The sequence below is a fragment of the Mesorhizobium sp. B263B2A genome, assembly GCF_020165775.1.
Lineage (GTDB): Bacteria > Pseudomonadota > Alphaproteobacteria > Rhizobiales > Rhizobiaceae > Mesorhizobium > Mesorhizobium opportunistum.
Genome location: NZ_JAIUIU010000002.1, coordinates 28,792 through 51,148 on the forward strand (window position 1 = coordinate 28,792; position 22,357 = coordinate 51,148).

At 61.2% G+C, this 22,357-nt stretch carries 24 protein-coding genes; 7 read left to right on the top strand and 17 right to left on the bottom strand.

The features are described 5' to 3' along the window. The first annotated feature begins 3 nt into the window (after positions 1-3). Together LB568_RS05480 and LB568_RS05485 are read left to right on the top strand one after the other, a co-directional pair. Positions 4-321: a hypothetical protein gene (locus tag LB568_RS05480; RefSeq protein ID WP_013894164.1), complete on the top strand. Its 318-nt coding sequence runs from the start codon at positions 4-6 to the stop codon at positions 319-321. A gap of 33 nt (positions 322-354) precedes the next feature. After that, on the top strand, positions 355-798 hold the full coding sequence (locus tag LB568_RS05485) for a PPC domain-containing DNA-binding protein (protein WP_224729527.1): 444 nt from the start codon (positions 355-357) through the stop codon (positions 796-798). A 15-nt stretch (positions 799-813) separates the two neighbouring features. Here LB568_RS05485 and LB568_RS05490 read toward each other — a convergent pair whose 3' ends face one another. After that, positions 814-1,422, bottom strand: a complete 609-nt coding sequence (locus LB568_RS05490) for a cysteine hydrolase family protein (protein ID WP_224729528.1) — start codon at positions 1,420-1,422, stop codon at positions 814-816. 309 nt (positions 1,423-1,731) lie between these two features. Here LB568_RS05490 and LB568_RS05495 point away from each other — a divergent pair, with 309 nt between their 5' ends. Then, entirely contained in the window at positions 1,732-2,151 is a 420-nt protein-coding gene (locus LB568_RS05495) for an HD domain-containing protein (RefSeq protein ID WP_140575165.1), read from the top strand. Between the two features lie 47 nt (positions 2,152-2,198). On the opposite strand, the gene LB568_RS05500 is transcribed toward LB568_RS05495, so the two are convergent. From LB568_RS05500 to LB568_RS05520, 5 genes are all read right to left on the bottom strand, one after another. Further along, positions 2,199-2,627 carry a DUF427 domain-containing protein gene (locus LB568_RS05500; RefSeq protein ID WP_013894160.1) on the bottom strand — a complete coding sequence of 143 codons (429 nt, stop codon included), beginning with the start codon at positions 2,625-2,627 and terminating at the stop codon, positions 2,199-2,201. A 144-nt stretch (positions 2,628-2,771) separates the two neighbouring features. Then, entirely contained in the window at positions 2,772-3,665 is an 894-nt protein-coding gene (locus LB568_RS05505; RefSeq protein ID WP_224729529.1) for an alpha/beta fold hydrolase, read from the bottom strand. Further along, complete coding sequence (locus LB568_RS05510; RefSeq protein ID WP_013894158.1) at positions 3,662-3,847, bottom strand: hypothetical protein; 186 nt, start codon at positions 3,845-3,847, stop codon at positions 3,662-3,664. The genes LB568_RS05505 and LB568_RS05510 overlap by 4 nt, the downstream gene beginning before the upstream one ends. 79 nt (positions 3,848-3,926) lie before the next feature. Further along, a complete protein-coding gene (locus LB568_RS05515) occupies positions 3,927-4,118 on the bottom strand; it encodes a DUF2934 domain-containing protein (protein ID WP_140575174.1) in 192 nt (63 codons plus the stop codon). Positions 4,119-4,329: 211 nt separating this feature from the next. After that, complete coding sequence (locus tag LB568_RS05520) at positions 4,330-4,566, bottom strand: DUF6894 family protein (protein WP_013894156.1); 237 nt, start codon at positions 4,564-4,566, stop codon at positions 4,330-4,332. Between the two features lie 190 nt (positions 4,567-4,756). Between LB568_RS05520 and LB568_RS05525 the strand changes: the two genes are divergently transcribed. After that, positions 4,757-5,476, top strand: coding sequence for a Crp/Fnr family transcriptional regulator (locus LB568_RS05525; RefSeq protein ID WP_224729530.1), 720 nt, complete (start codon positions 4,757-4,759; stop codon positions 5,474-5,476). 150 nt (positions 5,477-5,626) lie between these two features. Beyond that, positions 5,627-6,667, top strand: a complete 1,041-nt coding sequence (locus tag LB568_RS05530; RefSeq protein WP_412033897.1) for a DUF1236 domain-containing protein — start codon at positions 5,627-5,629, stop codon at positions 6,665-6,667. Positions 6,668-6,830: 163 nt separating this feature from the next. Here the strand turns inward: LB568_RS05530 and LB568_RS05535 are convergent, their stop codons facing one another. The 4 genes from LB568_RS05535 to LB568_RS05550 all read right to left on the bottom strand — a co-directional run bounded on the left by LB568_RS05535 (position 6,831) and on the right by LB568_RS05550 (position 10,043). Next, the gene (locus tag LB568_RS05535; protein ID WP_224729531.1) at positions 6,831-7,448 is read right to left on the bottom strand and encodes a flavodoxin family protein; all 618 of its coding nucleotides are present in this window, start codon (positions 7,446-7,448) and stop codon (positions 6,831-6,833) included. 59 nt (positions 7,449-7,507) lie between these two features. Then, on the bottom strand, positions 7,508-8,857 hold the full coding sequence (locus LB568_RS05540; protein WP_224729532.1) for a PQQ-dependent sugar dehydrogenase: 1,350 nt from the start codon (positions 8,855-8,857) through the stop codon (positions 7,508-7,510). Then, positions 8,854-9,300 (bottom strand): DUF2231 domain-containing protein, encoded by a 447-nt coding sequence (locus tag LB568_RS05545; protein ID WP_013894150.1) that lies wholly within the window; start codon positions 9,298-9,300, stop codon positions 8,854-8,856. Before LB568_RS05545 ends, LB568_RS05540 begins: the two co-directional genes overlap by 4 nt. Before the next feature lie 131 nt (positions 9,301-9,431). Beyond that, the gene (locus tag LB568_RS05550) at positions 9,432-10,043 is read right to left on the bottom strand and encodes an alpha-ketoglutarate-dependent dioxygenase AlkB (RefSeq protein WP_224729710.1); all 612 of its coding nucleotides are present in this window, start codon (positions 10,041-10,043) and stop codon (positions 9,432-9,434) included. Positions 10,044-10,333: 290 nt separating this feature from the next. Here LB568_RS05550 and LB568_RS05555 point away from each other — a divergent pair, with 290 nt between their 5' ends. Then, a complete protein-coding gene (locus LB568_RS05555) occupies positions 10,334-10,936 on the top strand; it encodes a diguanylate cyclase (RefSeq protein WP_224729533.1) in 603 nt (200 codons plus the stop codon). A gap of 33 nt (positions 10,937-10,969) precedes the next feature. Here LB568_RS05555 and LB568_RS05560 read toward each other — a convergent pair whose 3' ends face one another. The 7 genes from LB568_RS05560 to LB568_RS05590 form a co-directional block, all read right to left on the bottom strand. Then, entirely contained in the window at positions 10,970-11,890 is a 921-nt protein-coding gene (locus LB568_RS05560) for an isocitrate lyase/PEP mutase family protein (RefSeq protein ID WP_224729534.1), read from the bottom strand. 145 nt (positions 11,891-12,035) lie between these two features. Continuing rightward, positions 12,036-13,277, bottom strand: a complete 1,242-nt coding sequence (locus LB568_RS05565; RefSeq protein WP_224729535.1) for an NAD(P)/FAD-dependent oxidoreductase — start codon at positions 13,275-13,277, stop codon at positions 12,036-12,038. Beyond that, positions 13,274-13,999, bottom strand: a complete 726-nt coding sequence (locus tag LB568_RS05570) for a methyltransferase domain-containing protein (RefSeq protein ID WP_224729536.1) — start codon at positions 13,997-13,999, stop codon at positions 13,274-13,276. Before LB568_RS05570 ends, LB568_RS05565 begins: the two co-directional genes overlap by 4 nt. Next, positions 13,996-15,210 carry a type III polyketide synthase gene (locus LB568_RS05575; RefSeq protein WP_318013239.1) on the bottom strand — a complete coding sequence of 405 codons (1,215 nt, stop codon included), beginning with the start codon at positions 15,208-15,210 and terminating at the stop codon, positions 13,996-13,998. Before LB568_RS05575 ends, LB568_RS05570 begins: the two co-directional genes overlap by 4 nt. 67 nt (positions 15,211-15,277) lie before the next feature. Continuing rightward, positions 15,278-16,282, bottom strand: coding sequence for a L,D-transpeptidase family protein (locus tag LB568_RS05580; RefSeq protein WP_224729537.1), 1,005 nt, complete (start codon positions 16,280-16,282; stop codon positions 15,278-15,280). A 163-nt stretch (positions 16,283-16,445) separates the two neighbouring features. Beyond that, the gene (locus tag LB568_RS05585) at positions 16,446-17,624 is read right to left on the bottom strand and encodes an acetate/propionate family kinase (protein ID WP_224729712.1); all 1,179 of its coding nucleotides are present in this window, start codon (positions 17,622-17,624) and stop codon (positions 16,446-16,448) included. Next, positions 17,621-20,029 carry a phosphoketolase gene (locus LB568_RS05590; protein ID WP_224729538.1) on the bottom strand — a complete coding sequence of 803 codons (2,409 nt, stop codon included), beginning with the start codon at positions 20,027-20,029 and terminating at the stop codon, positions 17,621-17,623. The genes LB568_RS05585 and LB568_RS05590 overlap by 4 nt, the downstream gene beginning before the upstream one ends. Positions 20,030-20,350: 321 nt before the next feature. Between LB568_RS05590 and LB568_RS05595 the strand changes: the two genes are divergently transcribed. Continuing rightward, on the top strand, positions 20,351-22,342 hold the full coding sequence (locus LB568_RS05595; protein ID WP_224729539.1) for a protein-L-isoaspartate(D-aspartate) O-methyltransferase: 1,992 nt from the start codon (positions 20,351-20,353) through the stop codon (positions 22,340-22,342). The last annotated feature ends 15 nt before the right edge of the window (positions 22,343-22,357 follow it).

Here is a 22,357-nt window from a genome sequence, read left to right on the forward strand (position 1 = left end):
GTCATGCCACGCGGCGAGAAATCGAAATACACCGACAAGCAGGAGCGCAAGGCCGACCACATAGCCGAAGGCTATGAGAAGCGCGGGGTTTCCGAAAAGGAAGCCGAGCGGCGTGCGTGGGCGACCGTCAACAAGGACGATGGCGGCGGCAAGAAGGAAGGCGGCTCCGGCCGCGGCAAGCATACGGGCAACCCGGCAGCGCATAAGGGCGGCAGGACCGGTGGCAAGGCGTCGGCGTCGCGGTCCGCCGCAAGCCGATCGGAATCGGCGAAGAAGGCTGCGGCGACCCGCAAGCGGAACGCCGAACACCACGCTCATTGAAGGGGGGAGCAGACTGATGTCCGGAGAACAACCATGAAATCACGGCTCGTCAACGAAATCAGTGGCCAACGGACATTTGTCATCGTGCTCGACCCCGGCGAGGAAGCATTCGCGGCGCTTACGGATTTCGCGGCTGACCGGAAGGTCGACGGCGCTTCCCTGACCGCGATCGGCGCTTTCGAAAGAGCCACGGTGGGCTGGTTTGATCCGGATACAAAAACCTACCGCAGAATCCCGATCGACGAACAATGCGAAGTGTTGAGCGCGATCGGCGATGTTGCGCTTGGCGACGATGGCAAGCCCAGCCTACACGTTCATGCGGTGCTCGGATTGAGCGACGGCACCACCCGTGGTGGACATTTGCTTGACGCCATCGTTCGGCCAACGCTTGAAGTCACGTTGGTGGAGGCACCCGGCCATCTGCGCCGCAGCAAGCGCCCCGGACTGGGCGTTGCCTTGATCGATCTGGATGCTTGAGCCTCAAACCCGATTTCAAATCCAGCTGGAGAGAAGCGTCTCCATCTCGATCGTCTCGACCTGCTGCGCGAAGCGTTGGTGATAGACGGTCAGCAACGCGTCATGGGTTGCGTCGGAAGAACTGCATAGCGCGTCCGTGACGAGAACGACGCGATAGCCGAAATCGATGGCCCCCAATACCGTGGCCAGAACGCATACATCTGTTTCGCCACCCGTGATAACCAGCGTGTCGATGTCGCGCTCCACCAGAAGGGCCCTGAGGCGCCCTTCGAACCAGGGCGAGTAGATGTGCTTGTCGATGATTGCCGCCGGCGGGCAATAAACCGCCAGTGTCGGCAACAACTCAGTCATTTCGGGCCCGATAGACTCGATCGTCATCGAAGCCCAGCGCTCGTAATAGCGCCTCCAGGTACCGACGCCCTGCCCCGGCTTCCGGGCTGGCAGGAACCGCGTAAAGACCGTCTGTGGCGCGCGTCTTTCGACCAGCCTCTCGATCTGCGGGAGAACCCGCGTGATCCAGGGTGTTGCCCATTGAGACGGCTCCGCAAACAGCCGCTGCATATCCACGCAGATATGCATGCATCTATCGCCAAGGGGACCGTATGCCAGGCCCGGCATCGACATCAGCGCGCCTCCGACAGGCGGTATGTTTCCACGACACCTCCCATTGCCAGCAAAGACACGCAACGCCACGTGCCGCGACTGGTTCCTGAGACGGCACAGGAATCGGCGCCGGCGGCCGGCGTTTTCGCAGAGAGCGGCTCGGCTGGGTTTGTTGCGGGATAGATTTTGCCGCACGCAGAAGAACGATGTAGCCCCGCGTAGGGACGACGCTCCGAAGAAAATCCTGGCGGCAAGGAACAATCCCCTCAGCAACGACTTGCAGATGGAACCACACAACCGCGAACATTTCGCCAAGCGGGAACAAGCGCGATGAGCATCTTCTACCGTGCGGCCAAGATTGCGGAGGAGGTTCACGCATCGCAGCGCGACAAGACGGGGCAGCCCTATATCGAACACTGCCGTCGTGTCGTCGATGCTGTCGAAACGATGGATCAGAAGGTCGTCGCCTATCTCCATGACGTGTTGGAAAAGGGCGAGGGCTGGAACCGGACCAGGCTGGAAGAGGCTGGCTTTGGCCCGACCATTGCTTCTGCTGTCGATGCCATGTCGCGCAGGGACGACGAGGATTATTTCGCCTTCGTGCGGAGAGCTGCTTCGAACCCGTTGGCGCTGCCGGTCAAGCGCGCGGATCTGGAGGACAATATCTGGCAGTCGCGGCAGGTTGGGGCATCGGCTGCCAAATATGAAGAGGCCCTGCGCATCCTCGATGAGGAGTTTTCGAGGCGTTAGCAGTGCTCCGGTGTCCACCTCGCCAAATTTCAAGTATCCGCGGACATCTATTCCGTGACATGGGGCGTGTGCCGTTTGTCCTCCGCGGGTTCGACATCGATCCGCGCCTTTTGCGGGTCGAACGCGCCATGACGCGCAATGGCGCGCGCGGCGGTATCCGGCGTTTCGTATGCCCACATGAAATCGTCGGCCGAGCTGCCCACGGCATGGACGCGCCAATAACTCGCAGTGCCCTTCGGCGGGCTCTCGCTTGTCGTATTCGTCTTTTCGAACAGGTCGAAATAGATGTCCTCGAAAGGGATATAGAACACGGGCTCGTGTCCTTCTTCCCGCAGCACTTTCGCCCGTTCCGTCGCCGCGACTATGGCGTCGGAAAATCGCACCGTCACCGTGCCGGCAAACGGCTCTATGGCCAATTGGCCAGCATGGTGCCTTGAACCGGCATGGTGTCTTGAAATTGCGCCTGAAGCTTGCATCTGAATTCTCCTGACTACCGGTTGATGACGGGCGGATTGATGGCGGGATGGCGTCCCGGTTTCGCGATCCCGTGAAAACGAAATGCACGCCGGTGGAGTGAGGTTCCGCTCCGCCAAGAAAGGCTGAGCGGCGGCGGCGCGTTATCACTTGCCGTGGCTGTCGAGGAAATTGACCAACAGCCGCGAAACCTCTTGCGGAGCTTCACGCGTCGGGAAATGCCCGACCGCATCCAGCACCAACCGCTTGTAGGACGCGGTGAAATGCCCCTCCAACCCCTCGGAAGATCGAGGCAACACCACACGGTCATCGCCGCCGTGAAGCGTCAGGGTTGGCACGGTGATGATCTTGACCGATGTCGCCTGGCGGGCAAGTTCGGCATAGCGAGGATCGGGCTCGGCTTCTTCCCACCGGACCCGATAGGAATGCAGAGTGACTTCAGCCCAATCCGGGTTTTCGAAGGATTTAGCCACTTCATCGAAGATGGCATCGTCGAACCAGCCCAATGGGCTCCAGCTATCCCACTGGAATCTGGCGAATTCCTTGCGGTTCTTTCGCACGAACTCGGCGCCGCGCTCCGTCGCCATGAACCATTGATACCAGAATGCTTTCGCTTGTTCAGGCGATGGTGTCACCAGCCTGCCCGGTTGCCAGCCAAGCGACAACGCGGCGCAGCATTTGATGCGGTCCGGGAAAACCGACGCCAGCAGGTAGGCGATACGGGCGCCCCAATCGTGGCCGACAATTGCAAAACGGCTGAGGCCGAGCGCATCGGCGAAGTCCAGCACATCCTGCGCCATCGCCGTGATCTCGCCCGAGCGCATGGTCTCCTTCGACAGAAACGATGTCGGTCCACAGCCTCGCAGCCAGGGCGAAAATGTCCGAAAGCCAGCGTCATGAAGGGCCGGCGAAATGCGCGCATAAGTGGTCGCGTCGTCGGGCCAGCCATGCAGCAGAACGACCGGGACGCCATCCTGCGGTCCACCGCTGAAATGGGCGATGCGCAGCAGAGGCGTATCGCAATACGAGATGGAGTTCATTTGTTCTGCGGCACGGTCGCTGGCTGGTCGCCGCCAGTCGTGGACTTGGGTCTGGCATCCTGGTCGACCTGCGGGTTCTTGTTGACGGTGTCGGTGTTGGCTTTCGTCGGTTCGCTGTTGTTGTCACATGCGCCCAGCGCAAGGGTGGCGGCCAACACTAGAAATGACAGGGGACTCCTCATGGCAACCTCCTCGGTTGATACTGGACAAAACAAAGCTGCCCGACTTTGGTTGCCAGGCTGAGCACGGGATGGCGCGATTTCACGCCTTCGAGCTTTTTGAACCGCCGACTGTCGGATCGGACACGACCGGACCGCGTTCGGTCTCCGGGCCTTCTGCTTCTATCTCCTGCACGGCCTGGTCCCAGTGTTCCTGCTCACGTCCGGCTGGCCGGCCTTCTCGTTCCCAGATTTCGTAGGCCCGCCGTTTGATACGCTCTTCCCTGCTGTCCATGGTCCGATCCTCCGATTCACAAGTTCCAATCCCGCAGGGTATTTTTTGTTCCTCTGTCGTCGTCAGGAGGCTTGCTGTCGGTTGCTGTGATCTCGGGCAATGTGCATATGGATTATGGTGATGACCCGGTGGGTTATTTTCGTACCAACTTTTCGGCAACACCCCGCCAAGGATTCGATGCTGCCCGCGAACCCATGCATTGATGACACTGTCAGGCGGTCCAGGCGGCGTTGAGGGTAAGAGACGCCTCGAGCACCTGCGTCCCACCCGTGTCGCGCATTTTAAGGGTTATCTTGACGAGATCGCGATCCGGCATTTCATCGCGAGCAATGTCATGCAAGATGCGAATTGCTTCCGCTCTTGCCTGCTCTGGGGATTCAAACAGCTGCCCGTTCTCGTCCGAGACCAGGCCATCGCCATTATAGAGATCGAAATAGTAGCGTTTCATTCATGTCACGCTGAAAGCCTCAGCGTTCTAAATACGTCGACACGCGAATGGTTCCCCGTGTGCACTGGCGTTTGCGCGAAAACTGGCGCAGCCTGTCAAATGATAGCATCCGTCATCTTCCGAAGGCCTAGGGTTCGGCTTCCCGACACACAGGCGATCGGCTTCCCACTTCGATCGCCCCGAGGCCGCCATGCTGGAACCCCTTTATCTGCAACTTAGTCAGCATGACGATCTATCGAACGAAGAGAAGGCTCTGCTCGCCGAGACGGTCGCTTTTGGAAGAGATTTTGAAAAGGGCCAGGATCTCGTCTCGACAGGATCGCGGCCAGCCTACAGCACCATGCTGCTCGACGGCCTGGCGGCACGCTACAAAGTGCTCGAGGATGGTGGCCGGCAGTTCACTTCCTTGCAAGTGCCTGGCGACTTCGTCGACCTCCATGCCTTCCTGCTCCGGAAGATGGACCACGGCATCATCGCACTTTCGCCTTGCCGTGTCATGTTCGCGGACCACAGCAAATTGAAGGCAATCACCGAGCAGGCTCCGCACCTGGCTCGGTTGCTATGGCTCGACACACTGGTCGATGGCGCTATTCACCGCGAATGGATCGTGGCAATGGGCAGGCGCTCAAAGACTTCGCATCTCGCCCATCTCATATGCGAACTCTTCGTTCGCCTGCAGGTGGTCAAGCGTACCAGCGGCATGAGCTTCAACCTGCCCCTTTCGCAAGCGGAGATGGCCGATGTGCTGGGACTTTCGGTTGTGCATATGAACCGGGTGATCGGATCCCTGAAAAAGACCAAGGTCATCAGCTGGGTGAACCACACAGTCACCATTCTGGATTGGAATCAGCTTGCAGAGCTTGCCGAGTTCGATCCTACGTATCTGAGCATGAACAACGAACCCAGGTGAGCGCCTTGCTCAACTCGCGGCGCTTCGAGCTCACCCATAGGTGAAGCCAGCCTGCTAAAGGCGCACGATAGCCGCAAGTTTCAAACGCCTGCGCTGGCCCTCTGCATAGGCAAGGGCCAGGGATTCGAGTTCGAACTGACGGCTGTCCTGTTGGTCGTCTCCGACCACACGGACGAACCATTCGCCGCACGCTTCGACCACCTCAATTCGCGGCTCGACGTCGGCGCCGCTGCGTTCGAACTCTTCGTCGTTTTCGTGTTGGAGATGAGCCACTCCTTCCTCCTGATCTGGCGAAAACGTCAGCGTCCCATCGCACCAAGGTCCGGTCATTTAAATTTGATGGTGCCGATGACTTTTGGCAGTCCCTCGGCTTTATCCCGGAACCAACCCTTTTTTGTGAAGTTTTATCCGGTGAAGGGACGATTTTCTCAGGGAGATTTTCCTATGAAACATGTTCTCATCACCAGCATGCTGGCGATCGGGCTTGGCTGTGGAACGGCGATGGCTCAACAACAGTCGGAAAGCCAGCAGGGAGCAGATACAAACTGCGCCGCCGGGGCGGCTAACTGCAAGACCGGGGCGAAGACCGATGAGCAGGTCCAGGGCAAGGCCAAGATGAAGACCGATGAGCAAGCCCAGGGCAAGGCCGGCGCCACCACGGACCAGCAGGCCCAGGGCAAGCCCAAGATGAAGACCGATGAGCAGGCCCAGGGCAAGGCCGGCGCCACCACGGACCAGCAGGCCCAGGGCAAGACCAAGATGAAGACCGATGAGCAGGCTCAGGGCAAGGCCGGCGCCACCACGGACCAGCAGGCCCAGGGCAAGGCCAAGGTCCAGACCAATGAGCAGGCCCAGGGCAACGCCGGCACTACCACGGACCAGCAGGCCCAGGGCAAGACCTCTACGCAGGATAAGACTTCAACCGCTTCGATCAACAATGTGACGGTCGAACAGAAAACCCAGATCACCCAGGTGATCAAGGAAACGAAGGTCGAGCCCGTAGCCAATGTCGACTTCGACGTTTCGGTGGGCATCGAGGTGCCGCGTCACAAGGTCAGGCTGCATCGCTTGCCGGCTCGCATCGTCAAGATTGTCCCGGCTTATGAGTCATATGAGTATTTCGTACTCGCCGACGGCCGGATCGTCATCGTCGACCCGGATACGTACAAGATCGTGCTCATTCTGACCTAACAGGATACCCCGCAGCCCGTCTTGCCCGCGGCACGACGGGCTGCGTTATTGCCATCCGGCGATCACGGGCAATTACCGATGAAAGGCGAACCGGCGTGGTGTTCGGTTGGAGCATTCAGGCGCTTGGGACACCAAGTGCCGACACCCCACCGCAAAACGACCTTCACCGTAAGACGCCAGGGTAGGCTTCGCCTTTCAACAAGCTAGCGAGATGGGCAGCGTTGGAGGCAGCCATTTCGATCGCGGCGGCAACCTTTTCCGGCGTTTCGGGCAGGTCGACATAGTTGACATCGCCCATGGCCTCGCCGACCCAGTAGATTCCGCTATTGGCGGGAATGGTGAAGCCGACATCGTTCAAGGCTTGAAAGCAAGCGGCATGGCAGTGATGCGCCCCATCCTCATTGCCGACAATGGCCACCAGAGCTACCTTTCCGGCAGCCGGCATGCGCCCTTGGCCATCGGTTTCGTCCAAGAACGCGTCCATGCGCTCCAGCACGCGCTTGGCAACGCTTGAGGGCTGACCGAGCCAGATCGGCAACCCAAGCACGAAAATGTCGGCTGCCAGAATCTTCTGTCTGAGTTTTGGCCAGTCGTCACCCTTGCCCATGTCTGAAAGCACACCCGGCTTGATGTCGTGATCGAGCGATCGCACGATCTCGCCCTTGACCCCATGCGGCACCAGCGCCGCCAGAAGGTCGGCGAGCAGGCGGTCGGTGGAGGATTTCTCCTTGTCGTCGGAGGCCTTGAGGGAGCAATTGAGGGCGAAGGCTGTCAGTTGCATTTGAACGTCCTTGACTGCTGCGAGAGCTACCCAATCACTCGGCATTGTTGCGGAAATATCTATGGGGATGCGGACGTCACGCGCCAGACCGTGTTTCCGACATCGTCCGCTATCAACAACGCACCCGCCTTGTCGACGGCAACTCCGACCGGCCGCCCATGCGCCTTGTTGTCGTTCTCGAGAAAACCGGTGACGACGTCTTGCGGCTTGCCTTCCGGATGACCGTCCTTGAACGCTACGAAGACGACTTTGTAGCCATTGAAGTGCTTGCGGTTCCAGCTGCCATGCTCGCCGACAAAGGCGCCGTTGCGATAGGAGTCCGGCAGGTTGGTTCCGGTGTAGAACACCAGACCCAAAGGTGCGACGTGGGAACTCAGGGCATAGTCCGGAGGGATGGCTTTCGCCACCAGGTCCGGCCGCCGCGGCATCACGCGCGGATCGACATGCTGGCCATAATAGCTGTACGGCCAGCCATAGAAGGCACCATCCTTGACCGATGTCATGTAATCGGGAACCAGATTGGGGCCGAGCTCGTCGCGTTCGTTGATGACTGCCCACAGCGCCCCGCTCCGCGGCTCCCAGCTCAGCCCGTTGGGATTGCGCAGCCCGCTCGCGAAAATGCGATAGCGCCCGGTGGCCCGGTCGACCTCCCAGATCGCGGCCCGGTCCTTCTCGGCCTGGATGCCGTTCTCGGTGATGTTGCTGTTGGAGCCGATGCCGACATAAAGCAGCGACCCGTCAGGACTGGCGACGAGCGACTTGGTCCAGTGGTGATCGATCGGCCCCCCGGGCAACGGTGTTAGTATGGTGCCGGGCGCGGTGATCTTGGTATCGCCGGTGGTGTAGGGGTAGCGCACGATGGCATCGGTGTTGGCGACGTAGAGATCGTTGCCGACCAGGGCCACGCCGAAGGGCGAATTGAGATGATCGAGGAATATGTCCTGAACGTCGGGCATGCCATCGCCGTTCGTGTCGCGCAGCAGGGTGATCCGGTTGCTTCCCTCAGTTCCTCCGCCCGAGGTCGCCATGGACTCGATCCAGCCCATGACCAGGTCTTTCGGACGCTTGATTGCAGCACCGGGCGGCGCCACGGACTCGACCACGAGAATGTCGCCGTTCGGCAAAGTGTAGAGCGAGCGCGGGTGCTTCAGTCCTTTCGCGAAGGCCTTGATTTGCAGGCCCTTGGCGACTGTCGGCGTCTCATCCTGTTTCCATCCGACGACCGAAGCGACGTGCATCGGCGGAACAAGATACTGAGTCAGTTCTGGCAGTGTCGGGTTCGCTCCGACCTGATCGCCTGGGTCCGGCTCATCATTGCTGCACGCCGGCAGTATTAGGAGCGAACCGCACAGCAGACCGAGACCTGCCGCGCGCTGGATATATCGGCTGGAAAACAACAGGGCGCTCATTCGACCACCTCCACTCGATTGCGGCCGAAACTCCATTCCAGCAGACAGAGGAGGAGCAGGACGATCACCGCAGCGACTGACAGGGTGAGCCCTGTCGGCACAACCGAGGTCCAGGCATCGCGGCTATGCACCAGCGCGTTGAAGAACGATATGACGAGCACGACGAGATTACCGAGAAGCGAGGGCCACGCAGACCTTGCCGCACCGGAAAGCCGACCGGTGAACAAATCGACAAGCGCCAGCAGAACCGCGAGCACGCCCACGACCAGGCCGGCGAAGAGTAGCCAGGCGGAAAAATCGGCCCACATCATTTCCGCGCTTTGCCAATAGGTTACGTCGGTCAGCAACGTGCCTATGAAACACGCATTGGCCACGGCCATCGGTGTTTTGTGAAGCGGACGCCGGGAGACCACCAACTTGGATTGGGCACGGGCCACGGACATTCTCCACCTTTGAAAGTTGGACCTGTCTTCCAAACCAACTTGTGGTTGGGATGTTCCCGGAACAGTTTGCGCTCAACAACTCGTGATGGCATCGCAAGGCTATCTCAAAGCTCAGCAAGAGCGCATGCGATTCAAGAATTTTGAGACCGCAAAGTCCGCAAGGTGATCGAGTATCGATGCAGGTCAACCGGCGGAATGCTGTGCTCCCATTCCGTGCGTGATGGCCCGGTCATCAGATAGGCCGACCTTGGCTCGACGACGATGGTCCGGCGATCCCATTTGGTGCCGTTCTTTCGCCGGAGCCGGAAGCTGCAGGGCGCCAGCAGCGAGACACCCGCCACGTCTTCGAAATGAGGCTTGTCACGGTGCCAGCCGATGCCGGCGCCTGGCCGATATTCATTGATCAACACCTGTGCGAAGGCTTCGGCCGGCCGTCGCGCAAGGGCTGCAACCTTTTCGCGCAGAGGCAACAGAAAGTCAGGTATTGCTGGCGCCTGCACGACTTCGCGCCGATCATAGTCGTAACGCAAGCCAAAACCGACGACCCGCCGGTTGGCCAAATGGCCATGGAAATCGAACGCCTGGAAAGGCAAAGCGCCCAGTTGCCTGGCGAGTTCGGTTTCTTCCCGAGGGGTGATCAATCCGGGCTGGTAGCGAAAACCTTCCGGCAGTTCGTCGACAGCACCAAAGAGATCATGCTGAAGCGAGGATGAGCCGGGTGTTTTCGATTTGAACATCGACATCATGGCTAGATGGTGAGGGCCAGCCCGCCTGGCAATATCGGAACGAAACGACCAATCCCACGGATCGCCCCCGCGGAGGACGGTGGGACTCTCGTTTCAGTGCCAGGAGGCGATCGCTGATCGTGATCTCTTCGCGACGAGTCCGGAACCTGCACGGCACCGCATCGTTGAAGTCTCGTCGAAGCGGGCAAAACACCGTCGTTTTTTACCGTTTGGCATGATCGGGGTTTCCCCTGATCTAACCAATTGAACAGTGGCGCGAGCGCTCCGCCCAGCCACCGGGGACTGAAATGCTGTCCGATCCGACTGTCGTTATTTTGATGTACTTCATCCTGCCGCTCTGGCTCCTGGCCGGGTTCGCTGATTGGCTATGTCATCGCGCCTCGCATATCGAGACGACGACTGGCGCCAAGGAATCCCTTATTCATCTCCTGATGTTCGTTGAGGTCGGCATTCCGCTACTGGCAGCCATGTTCCTCGATATCAACGCCTCGATCATCGCCGGCATGCTTGTGGCGTTCCTCGTCCACGAAGCCACCGCCATGTGGGATGTGCGCTACGCCACGACAGCACGAACCGTGACGCCGGTCGAGCAGCACGTTCACAGCTTTCTGGAGATGATCCCGCTGATGGGCATCATCATCGTGATCTCCCTGCACTGGGGCCAATTCCTCGCACTCTTCGGTTTGGGATCAGAGCCGGCACGATTCAATCTTGTCTGGAAATCGCAACCTCTGCCCGTCACCTACATCGTGGCGATGCTTGTCGTCATTCTGCTGTTCGAATTCCTGCCTTACATCGAGGAATTTGTCCGGGGACTTCGCGCCAATGCCGGAAAACTCGTCCCTGAGAAGGCGCGGAAGGGAGAACCGGGACAGACCGCTCGTCGCTGACGGGCCGACGCCATTCCCGGCGAGCGGGATTCCTCATCCGCCTGTCAGCTTCTGTTTGATCGTTCCAATGACTCCAGCTTCGTCATGCGGAGACCTCATAAAGCGGTTCTCTATCCCGGCCCACTCAGACATGCGCACGATGTCCTCAAAGCCCTTGAGGTCGACGCTTGTTTCAGGGTCCAGCGGCTTGCCCTCGCGCAGATCGCCCAACGCCTGCTGCATGGACTTGATCGCCCGGAACAGCACCGTTGTGGGATAAAGGATCATGTCATACCCCATCTCATGCATCTCCGAAGGCGAGACCCACGGCGTCTTGCCGCCTCGCTCAAGGATGCTCGTGGCCAATGGCACATCTCGGAAGGCGGCACCCACGGTCTTCAGTTCCTTCAGGCTGGTCGGCCCCTCGACATAAACTCCGTCCGCACCCGCCTCCAGATAGCGGTTGCCGCGTTCGATCGCATCATCGATGCCGTTCGGCTCGCGCGCGTCGGTCCGGGCGAGCAGGAAGAAATCGGGATTGCTGCGTGCGGCGACCGCCGCCCGGACCTTTTCCTCCATGAATTCAGGTGGAACCACTTTCTTGCCGGCCATGTGCCCGCAGCGTTTGGGCGGCTTCTGGTCCTCGATGAACAGAGCCGAGGCGCCGACCGCCTCATAACTTCTCACTGTACGCGTCACGTTCTTGACGTCGCCATAACCATCGTCGCCATCGACCAGCACCGGCAGGTCCGAAGCCTCGATGATCTCGCGCGCCTTGGCACACTTTTCGCCGAACTGCTCAAGGTCTATGTCGGGCACCGCATGCATGCCGGCAACCATAGCGAAGCCGCCGATCTGATAGGCCGAGAACCCGGCGCGCTCGATCAGCCGAGCCGTCAGTGCATCGCCCGCCGATGGCAGCACCAGCGGCGCATTGTGGTCGATAGTCGATTTCCAGGACAGGCGTCGGACCATCTTCGAACCTCCGATCGAAAACGCGATCGACCAATCGAGGTTCCAGAGCACTTCCCGGGAAAGGCATTCGGCCCGTGTCGCGACAGCCTTGAGGCTGACGCTGCCGGATCCGACAATTGACGGGAACGGAGCGCTATGGCGCCGGTCATGCAAGACCGGGAACCGGCCTCGTCTTGCCGCTCATATGCGCGCCAAGTGTCAATGTTTGCGGGAAATTCCGGACAGCCGCAGCCATCAATACGGGACCGCCGGGGCCGAGCGCTATTCGGGCGATAGCCGCGGCAGCGTGGACGCGCGTCGAAAACAATCCTCGCCAGGCCGCTTGATAGCGCCTACCGGCAGCTTCGCGCCCTGCCCGGCCGCTTGGCGCGCCAGAAAGTTCCCTGGCTAGCAGCCAACCGGACTGAAGCGCCATCGAGATGCCTTCGGCGATGATCGGATGAGACTCCCCGGCAGCATTGCCGACACGGAAGATGTCCCTTTCATAGCAGGCCCGGATACCGGGACGGATCGGGCCGGCTGCGAGCCACCGCCCATCGAGACAGGCTCCATCCAGAGCATCGCTGACGCCCCGGCAAGAAGCCATGAGATGATGGAAGACCACGTCAGCGGCCGACACAGGGCTTGCGACGCCATCATGTCCGGAGCCATGTTTCCCGCGCAGTCGCGCGAGCATCTCGCGCCTTATGCAGCACGAGATCGACAACCGGCCATGATCGGCCAAGACCATGCCGCCATAGCCGCCGGGAAACGCCAGCAGAGGCATCAGATCGGGCGCGAGCGTCGAGCCGGTGAAGTGCGCCTTGAAGCCGAGCAGGTCCGATGGATGGTTGATCTTTTCGAGCTGGCTTGGCAGCGATCCCGGTTCCCAGGAACCATGCGCCGCGATAATCACCGGCGCCCGCAAGGTCGTCGTCTCGTCGCCGGAATTCTCGCCCCTCGCCTGAATGCGCACCCTTTGCATGTCCCCATCCCGATCGATGGCGACGGCCCGGCAAGGCTGGAATATTTGGGCGCCCGCCGATCGCGCCGCCTGCAAGAGCAGCGCGTCGAGAACGTCACGGCCCAGCGCGCGGCCGAAGCGGTCTTTTGCAGGACCATTTTTTGCGTCCGGCATCGGCGCCTCGACGCAGGTCTCGCCGGAAAAGAAGCCTACGCGGCGGATTTCGGGGCCAGCATCAGCGCGCCAGGCATCGCCGATCTCCAGTCGATCGAGAAGCACGAGATTGCTCGCCGAAATGTATTCGCCACAGACCTTGCGGCGCGGGAACGCGCTCTTTTCCACGATCGCCACGGACCACCCATGTCGGGCCAGCGTGAGTGCGGCGGAAGTGCCCGCCGGGCCGGCGCCGATGACGATCGCATCATGGGTCGATAGGTTGCTCACGGGTTCAACTCAAAACCGGCATTGTCGCTGACACCGACGAAGACATGGGAAAAAAGACCGCCGCGCCGTTCCTCGAGCGGCTTGAGACCGGCCGCGAGCCAGAGACCGGACAGTTCGCTGCCGCGAAAGCCGGCACGCACGCTCTGGGCCGCATCATGTCGTGTCACGTCATTGACGCCGATCGCCGGCAGAAGGCGAGCCGCTGCCAGCGACGGCATCGATCTCAGCGGTTCCGTCGCAAGCAGCAGCGGAGCCTTCGGCGCCAGCAGAGAAAACAGTCGCACCAGACTGGCGTCGTCGAAATGATGCAGGAACAGATTGACGGTGATCGCGTCGAACCGCTTGCCCCCAGCGCCTCCCGCCCAGTCGAACACGTCGGCGGTGATGCCTTCGAGGGTCCAACCCAGCCTGCCCAAATCGGCGGAGAGCTCAGCGGTGAGGAGACCGGCGCGATCGAGCATTACTAGTTCCACCTCGGGCCAATGCCTGGCCATGCGCCGCGCCACCGCCAGCATGAAGGTACCGTCGCCCGCTCCTATCTCCAGAATGCGCCGTGGCGGCTTCGGCACGAATTTCCGCAGCAATGACGCCATGATCCGCGCCTGGAACATCAGCGCGTTGATGCGTCGGAGATCGCGGCGCGAGGCTAGCGCCCGCGGATCGTCGGCCGCCAATCCGTCTAGGATTTCCGGGACAAGGCGACGTTGGTGCAGTTCGCTCATGATACTGTTCTAAAGAGCATGGTTTCAGCCGTCAGGCCGGGTCCAAACGACATGCCGCAGCCGAGCAGGCCCGGCGGCGCCTTCAGCATCTCTCGCAGCGTGAACATTACGGTGGCCGACGACATGTTTCCGTATCGGCGCAACACCTCGCGCGACGGCTCGAGCGCGGCCGGCGTGAGGTTCAGCGCCCTTTCAACAGCGTCGAGGATAGAGCGGCCGCCGGGGTGAACGGCCCACAGATCGATCGCTTCGGTCGGCCGACCGCCGAGGAAGGCATCCTGGTTGCTCAACAGCGCGTCGTGGATCGCCGCAGGAACCTGGCCAGAAAGAACCATGTCGAAGCCATGATCGCGAATGTCCCATCTCATCAGGTCCCGTCGCTCGTCGGCGACAACGCAGTGGAAACTGTCGAGCTTGATGCCGAGCGGTTCGGCTGTGACGAGCGCGGCCGCGCAGCCGTCGCCCCAAAGACAGAAGGACAGCAGCTTTTCCAGTTCGGTGGTTTCATTGAGATGCAAGGTGCAGAGCTCGATATTGACCAGCAAGACTTTCGATTGCGGGTCGGAGCGAACGATGTGGCGGGCCAGCTTGAGGCCATTGATCGCGGCGTAGCAGCCCATGAAGCCGATCATCGTGCGCTCGATCCTGTCCGACAGGCCGCAGCTCTGAACCAGGTCCAGGTCGATACCTGGCGCGGAAAACCCGGTGCAGGTGGTGACGATCAGATGGGTGATGCGCGACGCTTCGTCGCCAAGCTGCAATCCGTCGACGCCTTTTTTTGCCAGGACAGGAGCGGCTTCACAAAACATCGCCATTCTCGCGGCCGTTACGGGGAATGCGCCGCGGACAAAGGTTCCGGCACGGTCGACATACGCTCCTTCGGGGTCGATGGCGGGCGCAAAGCAGGAATAGCGGCTTTCGATGCCGGCAAGGCCGGCCATGCGTTCAAAGATCCTCCTGCGATTGGCAGCAAGCATGGAAGCCGCGAACCGCAGATAGAATTGATGAACTTCATGCTCCGGGACCGCTGTCGCGATCCGGTTGATATAGGCGTTGGCAGACATTTCCGGTCTCCTTGGGCGTCGTGCGCGGTATCGCCGCTGCCGAAGGGTCTTTGCTCTACGGCACCAATATCGGGGCGCCGGCTTTGAGCGTTGCCTGTCCCACAAACGCTTCCCACAACGAGTTTCGTCCCGCCGTACCAGATTCAAGGGGCAGCATCCAACGACAGGAAGTTTTGGCGGCCGCCGTCGCGGATACCACTTTCGGCCTAATGTGCTACTGCGGCGGCTCGTTGCCGACGTCCGCCATCTCGTCCTTGAAGTTGACCGTGGTGCCTTCTTGCACCATGGAGGCGAGGTCTTCGGCATCCCAGTTGGTCAGCCTGATACAGCCGTGCGAGAACGTCGTGCCGATCTTGCCGGGTTCGGGCGTGCCATGAATGCCGTAGCTTTCGATGGAAAGGTCGATCCAGACCGATCCCACCGGATTGTTCGGACCGGCTGCGATAGTGAAGGGCCGCTTGGTCCTGATGCCCTTGAAAGCGAACTTCGGATCGTAGTGATAAGTGGGGTTGTGCACCACGCGCTTGACCTCTGCCATGCCGCTCGGCGCCGGCTTCTCGTCGCTTCCGATCGAGGCGGGGTAGACTGCGAGCCATTTGCCGGATGCATCGAGCACGCGCACCACGCGAGCGCCCTTGTCGACCTCGACGCCGGCAATGGCCGCTGGAGGATCGCCTCGGCCAACGTCAGGCACCATCAACATCGTGCCTGCCTTCCGGAAGGTGGCGCCTGGATTGAGCATTTTCAGCAATTTTTCGCTGACATGGAAGCGCTCCGCCAGCCTCTCCATCGCGTTGCGATAGCCGAGCCGCCGCAGACTGGCCATCTTCTCCATGCGAGCCGGAATACGCTTGGTGAAAGGTCCACGCACATCCTTGGGCGCCAGTTCGTAGGCAATCAGGGCCGGACGGGCGGAGGCTGCTATCAGCTTGTCCCAGGTCTCGCGTGTGAGCTTGCCGTCGGCCTGGAGACCGTTCGCTGTCTGATAGGCACCGACCGCCTTGGCGAAGTTCTCCGACAGGCGGCCATCGATCAGGCCCGGCGAGAAGCGGGCACGATCCAAAAGGATCTGCGCCCTCAGAACGGTCGGATCGACGCCTCTCGGCTCGCCGGTAGCGAATTGGGCCTGGTTGACGGCGTTCGGGTCCAGCTTGGCTGCATCCGTCGCACCGCATGCAAGGGCGAGCGCCGCGGCGACGACAAGAAGGAGCCTGATCATCGATGTCGCTTTCCTTGGTTGCAACCAACCTGCTTCTATGACGCGGTACGGCCCAACTGGTTCCCCTGGCTATCAGATGCACCGTCGGCGTTAGGCGCAGTATTGGCGTCGACAGGAGTTGGCGGCCTTCTCCTGTTCAGGCCGGAACTGGATCGCGTTTCCTTCAGGCTTGCATCGCCACGCGGCTATGACGCGCAACAATTTTTTCCTCGTCAGTCGCAATCACACGGATTTCCACCTTGCTGTCTGGACGACTGATGATCTCGGCGTGAGCGTCATTGGCATGCTGATCAAGCGCCACGCCAAGCCAGGTCAATTTCCCGCATATCGCCTTGCGGATGGAGGACGACCGTTCACCGATGCCGGCTGTGAACACCAGGCATTCGAGCCCACCCATCGTGTTTGCGAGCGCTGCGGCCTCCCTCGCCGCGCGGAAGGCGAAAAGCTCCATCGCCTCATGGGCGCGAGGGTCATCGCTCGCTTCCAGCGTCCGCATGTCGCCCGAAATACCGGATATACCGAGCAGTCCGGATCGCTCGTAGAGCATCGTCTGCAATTCGTCCGCCGCGACGCCTCTTCCCAACAGGAGATACAGCAGCACGCCGGGGTCGATGGCGCCGCAGCGCGTACCCATGACAAGGCCGTCGAGGGCGGAAAACCCCATCGTCGTATCGACGCTTTTGCCCTCGCGCAGGGCACAAAGACTTGCCCCGTTGCCGAGATGGGCAACGATGGTGCGTTTCGCCACGAGAGATGGCGATATCTCGCCGAGCCGCCCGGCGATATATTCGTAGGAAAGGCCGTGGAAACCGTAGCGGCGCAGGCCCTCCCCTTCATATTCGCGCGGAAGCGCAAAGCGCCGCACGAGCGGTTCAATCGTCCGATGGAAGGCAGTGTCGAAACACCCGACCTGTGGCAGGTCCGGTTGCAGGGCGGCTATGGCGCGGACCGGCGCGAGGCTGCGGGGCTGGTGCAGCGGAGCGAGCGGCGTCAGCCTGTCGATGGCCTCGATGATGTCTGGGGTCAACCGGACCGGTTCGATGAACGCGCTCCCGCCATGCACGATGCGATGGCCGGCGCAGATAAGTTTTCTTCCACCAAGTTCGCCCTGCACCCAATTCAGCATCTCGCCGATGGCTGTGTCACGCGGCTTGTCGGCGGCGAGTTGCCGGTTGCACAGCGCCGTTCCGTCGGCCGCTGTCGCGCGCAGTGTAGGTACGTCGCCCAGATCCAGCGTGCCGCGCGAAACGAGTTGTAGATCTTGCGGCGAAGCAAGATCGTAAAGCGCGAACTTGATACTGGACGAGCCGGCATTCAATGCCAGGATCGACTGGCGCATCATTGGCGGACCTTTGCCGCGTTCGCGGGCCAGCTCCATTTCTGGATTTCGGGCATATCTTCGCCATGCTCGCGGACATAGGCCTTGTGCTTCACCAGCCGGTCGTGGAGCTCGCCGGCAAGGCCTTCGTTCCTTTCGGCCAGTCCCGGCACGCGCTCGATGGCGGCAAGCGCGAGGTGGTAGCGATCGAGTTCGTTGAGCACCACCATGTCGAACGGCGTTGTCGTGGTGCCCTCCTCGCGGAAGCCGTGCACATGCATGTTGTCATGGTTGGCGCGGCGATAGGTCAGGCGATGGATGATGTAGGGATAGCCGTGATAGGCGAAAATGACCGGCTGTGTTTTCGTGAACAACGCGTCGAAGGCCTGGTCGGCGAGACCGTGCGGATGCTCGGTGTTCGACTGCAACGTCATCAGGTCGACGACGTTGACGACGCGGATTTTCAGGTCGGGGATCGCGGAGCGCAGAATGTCCGTCGCGGCCAACGTTTCCAGCGTCGGCACGTCTCCGGCGCAGGCCATGACCACATCCGGCTCCTCGCCCTTGGCCAGGGTACCGGCCCATTCCCAGATGCCCGCGCCCGCTTTGCAATGGGCTTCGGCTTCCTCGACGGACAGCCACTGCGGCGTCGGCTGCTTGCCGGCTGTGATGACGTTGATGCGGTTGTAGGTCCTCAGGCAATGGTCGGTAATCCACAGCAGGGTGTTGGCATCCGGCGGGAAGTAGAGCCTGACCGTGTCTGCCTTCTTGTTGGCGACCAGGTCGGCAAAACCCGGATCCTGATGACTGAAGCCATTGTGGTCCTGGCGCCAGACATGAGAGGTCAAGAGATAGTTGAGCGAGGCGATCGGCTTGCGCCAGGCGAGTTCGCCGGAGGTCTTCAGCCATTTGGCATGCTGGTTGACCATGGAATCGACGATATGGATGAAGGCCTCGTAGCATGAGAACAGTCCGTGACGGCCGGTGAGCAGATAACCTTCGAGCCAACCCTGGCAGAGATGCTCGCTCAGCACTTCCATGACGCGGCCGTCCCGGGAAAGATGGACGTCGTAGGGCTCGATGCCCTCCATCCAGACCCGATCGGTGGCCTCGAACACATCGTCGAGGCGATTGGACGATGTCTCATCCGGTCCCATGAGCCGGAAGTTTTGCGCTTTGGCGTTGAGGCGGAACACGTCGCGAAGGTAGCTTCCACAAATCCGCGTCGCCTCGGCAACGACCCCTCCCGGCCGGGGCACTTCCAGCGCCAGGCTTTTCCAGTCCGGAAGCACAAGGTCGCGCTTCAACAGCCCGCCATTCGCATATGGGCTCGCGCCCATGCGCTTTGATCCAGTCGGAGCCAGCGCAGCGAGTTCCGGCAGAAGGTGTCCGTTTTTGTCGAACAGTTTCTCCGGCTCATAGCTTCGCATCCAGGTTTCGAGGATCTTGCGGTGTTCCTCATTTCCCCGCGCGTTCGACACCGGCACTTGATGCGCACGCCAGAAGCCTTCGACCTTCTCGCCATCGACTTCCTTTGGTCCGGTCCAGCCCTTGGGGCTGCGCAGCACGATCATCGGCCACAGCGGACGCCCGCCACGCCATCCCGGCGACCGGGCCTGTTCCTGAACGGACCGGATGTGATCGAGCACCGTGTCGAGCGTCCCGGCCATGGATTGGTGCATGGCAAGCGGCTCGTGGCCTTCGACGAAGAACGGTTCGTAGCCATAGCCGGCGAAAAGGTTTCGCAACTCCTGGTCGTCCATGCGGCCAAGGATTGTTGGATTGGCGATCTTGTAGCCGTTAAGATGCAGGATCGGCAGGACGGCGCCATCCGACGCCGGGTTCAGGAACTTGTTGGAATGCCATGACGCCGCGAGCGGACCGGTCTCGGCTTCGCCATCGCCAACGACGCAGGCAACCACCAGATCCGGGTTGTCGAAAGCCGCACCAAAGGCATGGACCAACGCATAACCGAGTTCGCCGCCCTCATGGATGGAGCCGGGCGTTTCGGGCGCGGCGTGGCTTGGCACGCCGCCGGGGAAGGAAAACTGCCGGAACAGTTTCCTCAGGCCGTCTTCGCCCTGCCCGATATCAGGATAGATTTCGCTGTAGGTGCCCTCGAGCCAGGTGTTGGCGACCATCGCGGGACCGCCATGGCCCGGACCGCAGATGAACAGGACATCGAGTTCGCGTTCGCGGATAACGCGGTTCAGATGCAGGTAGAGAAAATTCAGGCCCGGCGTCGTGCCCCAATGGCCAAGCAGCCGCGGCTTGACGTGCTCGGCCTTCAAGGGTTCGCGCAACAGCGGATTGTCGAGCAGGTAGATCTGGCCGACCGAGATGTAGTTCGCGGCACGCCAGTAGCGGTCCATGAGATCGATCCGTTCGAGGCCGATCGCCCGCGGCGTTGCACCAGCCTTGTCATTCATTGCCCAACCTCCAGTACCGGTTCTCCAGCAGCGCTTCGCTGCAGGTAACTGGAGCGGCTGCGCGCCCGAGCAAGCCCTGACGGCCGCCATCAGGACCGGCATTGAACCGCGCATTGCCAAGCAGGCAGGAGCCCGCTCGCGATTCAGGATGGGCTGGCGGCCTGTACGGTGAATGTGGGAACCTTGAAGTCCTCCAGCGGTTAGAGACTGGAGCGCGACAGCCGAGCTCAAGGCAATGGCTGACCAAGGTGCCGCGAAGCATGTCCCCGAGGCGTCACGGACAAGCGATCACCAAAGGGCGGCCACCAAAGGGAGCTGGAAATGCTCGATCTCTCCCGTGCCCGCGATCGAATGGTCAAAGTACATGTCGGCCGGCGTGGCATCCGCAATCGCGAGATTCTGCAAGCCATGCGCGAAGTTCCGCGCGAGGCTTTCGTCGATCCTGGCTTCGAAGAGTTCGCTTATGAAGACGGACCGCTGCCGATCGCGGACGGACAGACGATATCCCAACCTTATATCGTTGCACTCATGATCGAGATGGCGGATGTCAAAGCCGGTGATCACGTGCTCGAAGTTGGTACCGGTTCGGGCTACGCAGCCGCCGTGATGAGCCGGATCGTCGAACATGTCTACACGATCGAGCGTCATCCCGGTTTGGCCAAGTCGGCAAAACAACGTTTTGAAAAGCTGGGCTATCGCAACATCGAGGTCCGCACAGGCGACGGCACCAAGGGCTGGCCGGAGGCGGCACCATTCGATGCCATCGTGGTGGCGGCCAGCGGACCGGGTGCGCCGCTGGCTCTTCAGGAACAACTCGACGTCGGAGGCGTCCTTGTCGTTCCAGTCGGCGACGATCCGGATTTGCAGCGTCTGCTAAAGGTCACACGCACAGGCGCTTCGACCTACAGCGAAGAGGATTACGGCGGTGTGCGGTTCGTCCCGCTCATCGGCGAACAAGGTTGGCCGGAGGGCGACAAGCTGGCCGAGGTCGATCGGCCGCTCCGGCATCCGCCTCCCGTCAGCCTGCCCGATATGATCGCGAGGGCGGCTGAACCGCTTCCGGATTTCGACGACCCCACGTTTGGCGAATTGTTCGATCGGTTTGCCGACCGGCGCGTCGTCCTGCTTGGCGAGGCAAGCCATGGCACGTCCGAATTCTACAAGGCGCGCGCGGCGATCACCCGCAGGCTCGTCGAACGGCACGGTTTCACCATTGTCGCGGTCGAGGCGGATTGGCCCGATGCCGCCGCGATCGACCGCTACGTTCGCCGTCGTCAGCCGCGAGCCGGCGCCATTGCGCCATTTCGCCGGTTTCCGACATGGATGTGGCGCAACACCGATTTTGCGGCTTTCGTCGAGTGGATGCGACACCACAACGAGAAGCTTGAGCCATCCGGGCAAGCGGGGTTCTACGGCCTCGACATCTACAATATGAGCGGGTCGATCGCCGCGGTTCTCGACTATCTCGACCGGGTCGACCCACAGGCGGCGAAGATCGCGCGCGAGCGCTATGGCTGCCTGACACCTTGGCAAAACGAGCCATCCACCTACGGCCGCGCTGTGCTCACCGCCGGCTATCAAAAATGCGAGAAAGCGGTGCTTGAGCAATGCCGGGACCTGCTCGCCAGACAACTCGAATATGCAAGGCAGGACGGTGTGGATTTCCTCGATGCCAGCCAGAATGCCCGGCTGATTGCCGCCGCCGAGCGGTATTACCGGATCATGTACTATGGCGGCGCTGAATCCTGGAACCTGCGTGACACCCATATGTTCGACACGCTGGAACATCTGCTGGAGGCTGGTGGCCCGAGCTCCAAGGCCATCGTGTGGGCGCACAATTCGCACATCGGCGATGCCCGCTACACCGAGATGGGTATTGTCAGGGACGAACTGAATATCGGCCAGCTTTGCCGGCAGCGTTTCGGCGAAGAGGCCGCGCTGATCGGTCTTGGCACCCATTCCGGCACCGTGGCTGCCGCCAGCGACTGGGACGGGGAAATGGAGGTGAAGCAGGTTCGCGCCTCGCAGCCCGACAGCTACGAGCGGCTTTGCCACGATAGCCGCGTGCAGCGTTTCCTGCTCGACTTGAGGCGCGACGAGGTGCTGCGCGAGCGCCTGCTGGAACGCAGGCTGGAGCGCTTCATTGGTGTGATCTACCGGCCGGAAACCGAGTTGCGCAGCCACTATGCCGACGTCTCCTTGCCCCGGCAATTCGACGCGTTCGTATGGTTCGACAAAACCGCGGCGGTGACGCCGCTTGGCCTGGAACACGCAGGAGCCGGTGTTCCCGACACCTATCCGTTCGGGCTTTAGCCGAGGCGGACAGCG

What these genes read in the sequence shown, in the direction of transcription:
- LB568_RS05550 (WP_224729710.1), bottom strand. Translation starts at nt 10,043, where the DNA reads ATGTCGATGTTCAAATCGAAAACACCCGGCTCATCCTCGCTTCAGCAT.
- LB568_RS05595 (WP_224729539.1), top strand. Translation starts at nt 20,351, where the DNA reads ATGCTCGATCTCTCCCGTGCCCGCGATCGAATGGTCAAAGTACATGTC.
- LB568_RS05555 (WP_224729533.1), top strand. Translation starts at nt 10,334, where the DNA reads ATGCTGTCCGATCCGACTGTCGTTATTTTGATGTACTTCATCCTGCCG.
- LB568_RS05510 (WP_013894158.1), bottom strand. Translation starts at nt 3,847, where the DNA reads ATGAGGAGTCCCCTGTCATTTCTAGTGTTGGCCGCCACCCTTGCGCTG.
- LB568_RS05505 (WP_224729529.1), bottom strand. Translation starts at nt 3,665, where the DNA reads ATGAACTCCATCTCGTATTGCGATACGCCTCTGCTGCGCATCGCCCAT.
- LB568_RS05560 (WP_224729534.1), bottom strand. Translation starts at nt 11,890, where the DNA reads ATGGTCCGACGCCTGTCCTGGAAATCGACTATCGACCACAATGCGCCG.
- LB568_RS05570 (WP_224729536.1), bottom strand. Translation starts at nt 13,999, where the DNA reads ATGAGCGAACTGCACCAACGTCGCCTTGTCCCGGAAATCCTAGACGGA.
- LB568_RS05585 (WP_224729712.1), bottom strand. Translation starts at nt 17,624, where the DNA reads ATGATGCGCCAGTCGATCCTGGCATTGAATGCCGGCTCGTCCAGTATC.
- LB568_RS05540 (WP_224729532.1), bottom strand. Translation starts at nt 8,857, where the DNA reads ATGAGCGCCCTGTTGTTTTCCAGCCGATATATCCAGCGCGCGGCAGGT.
- LB568_RS05535 (WP_224729531.1), bottom strand. Translation starts at nt 7,448, where the DNA reads ATGCAACTGACAGCCTTCGCCCTCAATTGCTCCCTCAAGGCCTCCGAC.
- LB568_RS05520 (WP_013894156.1), bottom strand. Translation starts at nt 4,566, where the DNA reads ATGAAACGCTACTATTTCGATCTCTATAATGGCGATGGCCTGGTCTCG.
- LB568_RS05490 (WP_224729528.1), bottom strand. Translation starts at nt 1,422, where the DNA reads ATGTCGATGCCGGGCCTGGCATACGGTCCCCTTGGCGATAGATGCATG.
- LB568_RS05495 (WP_140575165.1), top strand. Translation starts at nt 1,732, where the DNA reads ATGAGCATCTTCTACCGTGCGGCCAAGATTGCGGAGGAGGTTCACGCA.
- LB568_RS05590 (WP_224729538.1), bottom strand. Translation starts at nt 20,029, where the DNA reads ATGAATGACAAGGCTGGTGCAACGCCGCGGGCGATCGGCCTCGAACGG.
- LB568_RS05525 (WP_224729530.1), top strand. Translation starts at nt 4,757, where the DNA reads ATGCTGGAACCCCTTTATCTGCAACTTAGTCAGCATGACGATCTATCG.
- LB568_RS05500 (WP_013894160.1), bottom strand. Translation starts at nt 2,627, where the DNA reads ATGCAAGCTTCAGGCGCAATTTCAAGACACCATGCCGGTTCAAGGCAC.
- LB568_RS05485 (WP_224729527.1), top strand. Translation starts at nt 355, where the DNA reads ATGAAATCACGGCTCGTCAACGAAATCAGTGGCCAACGGACATTTGTC.
- LB568_RS05580 (WP_224729537.1), bottom strand. Translation starts at nt 16,282, where the DNA reads ATGATCAGGCTCCTTCTTGTCGTCGCCGCGGCGCTCGCCCTTGCATGC.
- LB568_RS05545 (WP_013894150.1), bottom strand. Translation starts at nt 9,300, where the DNA reads ATGTCCGTGGCCCGTGCCCAATCCAAGTTGGTGGTCTCCCGGCGTCCG.
- LB568_RS05515 (WP_140575174.1), bottom strand. Translation starts at nt 4,118, where the DNA reads ATGGACAGCAGGGAAGAGCGTATCAAACGGCGGGCCTACGAAATCTGG.
- LB568_RS05480 (WP_013894164.1), top strand. Translation starts at nt 4, where the DNA reads ATGCCACGCGGCGAGAAATCGAAATACACCGACAAGCAGGAGCGCAAG.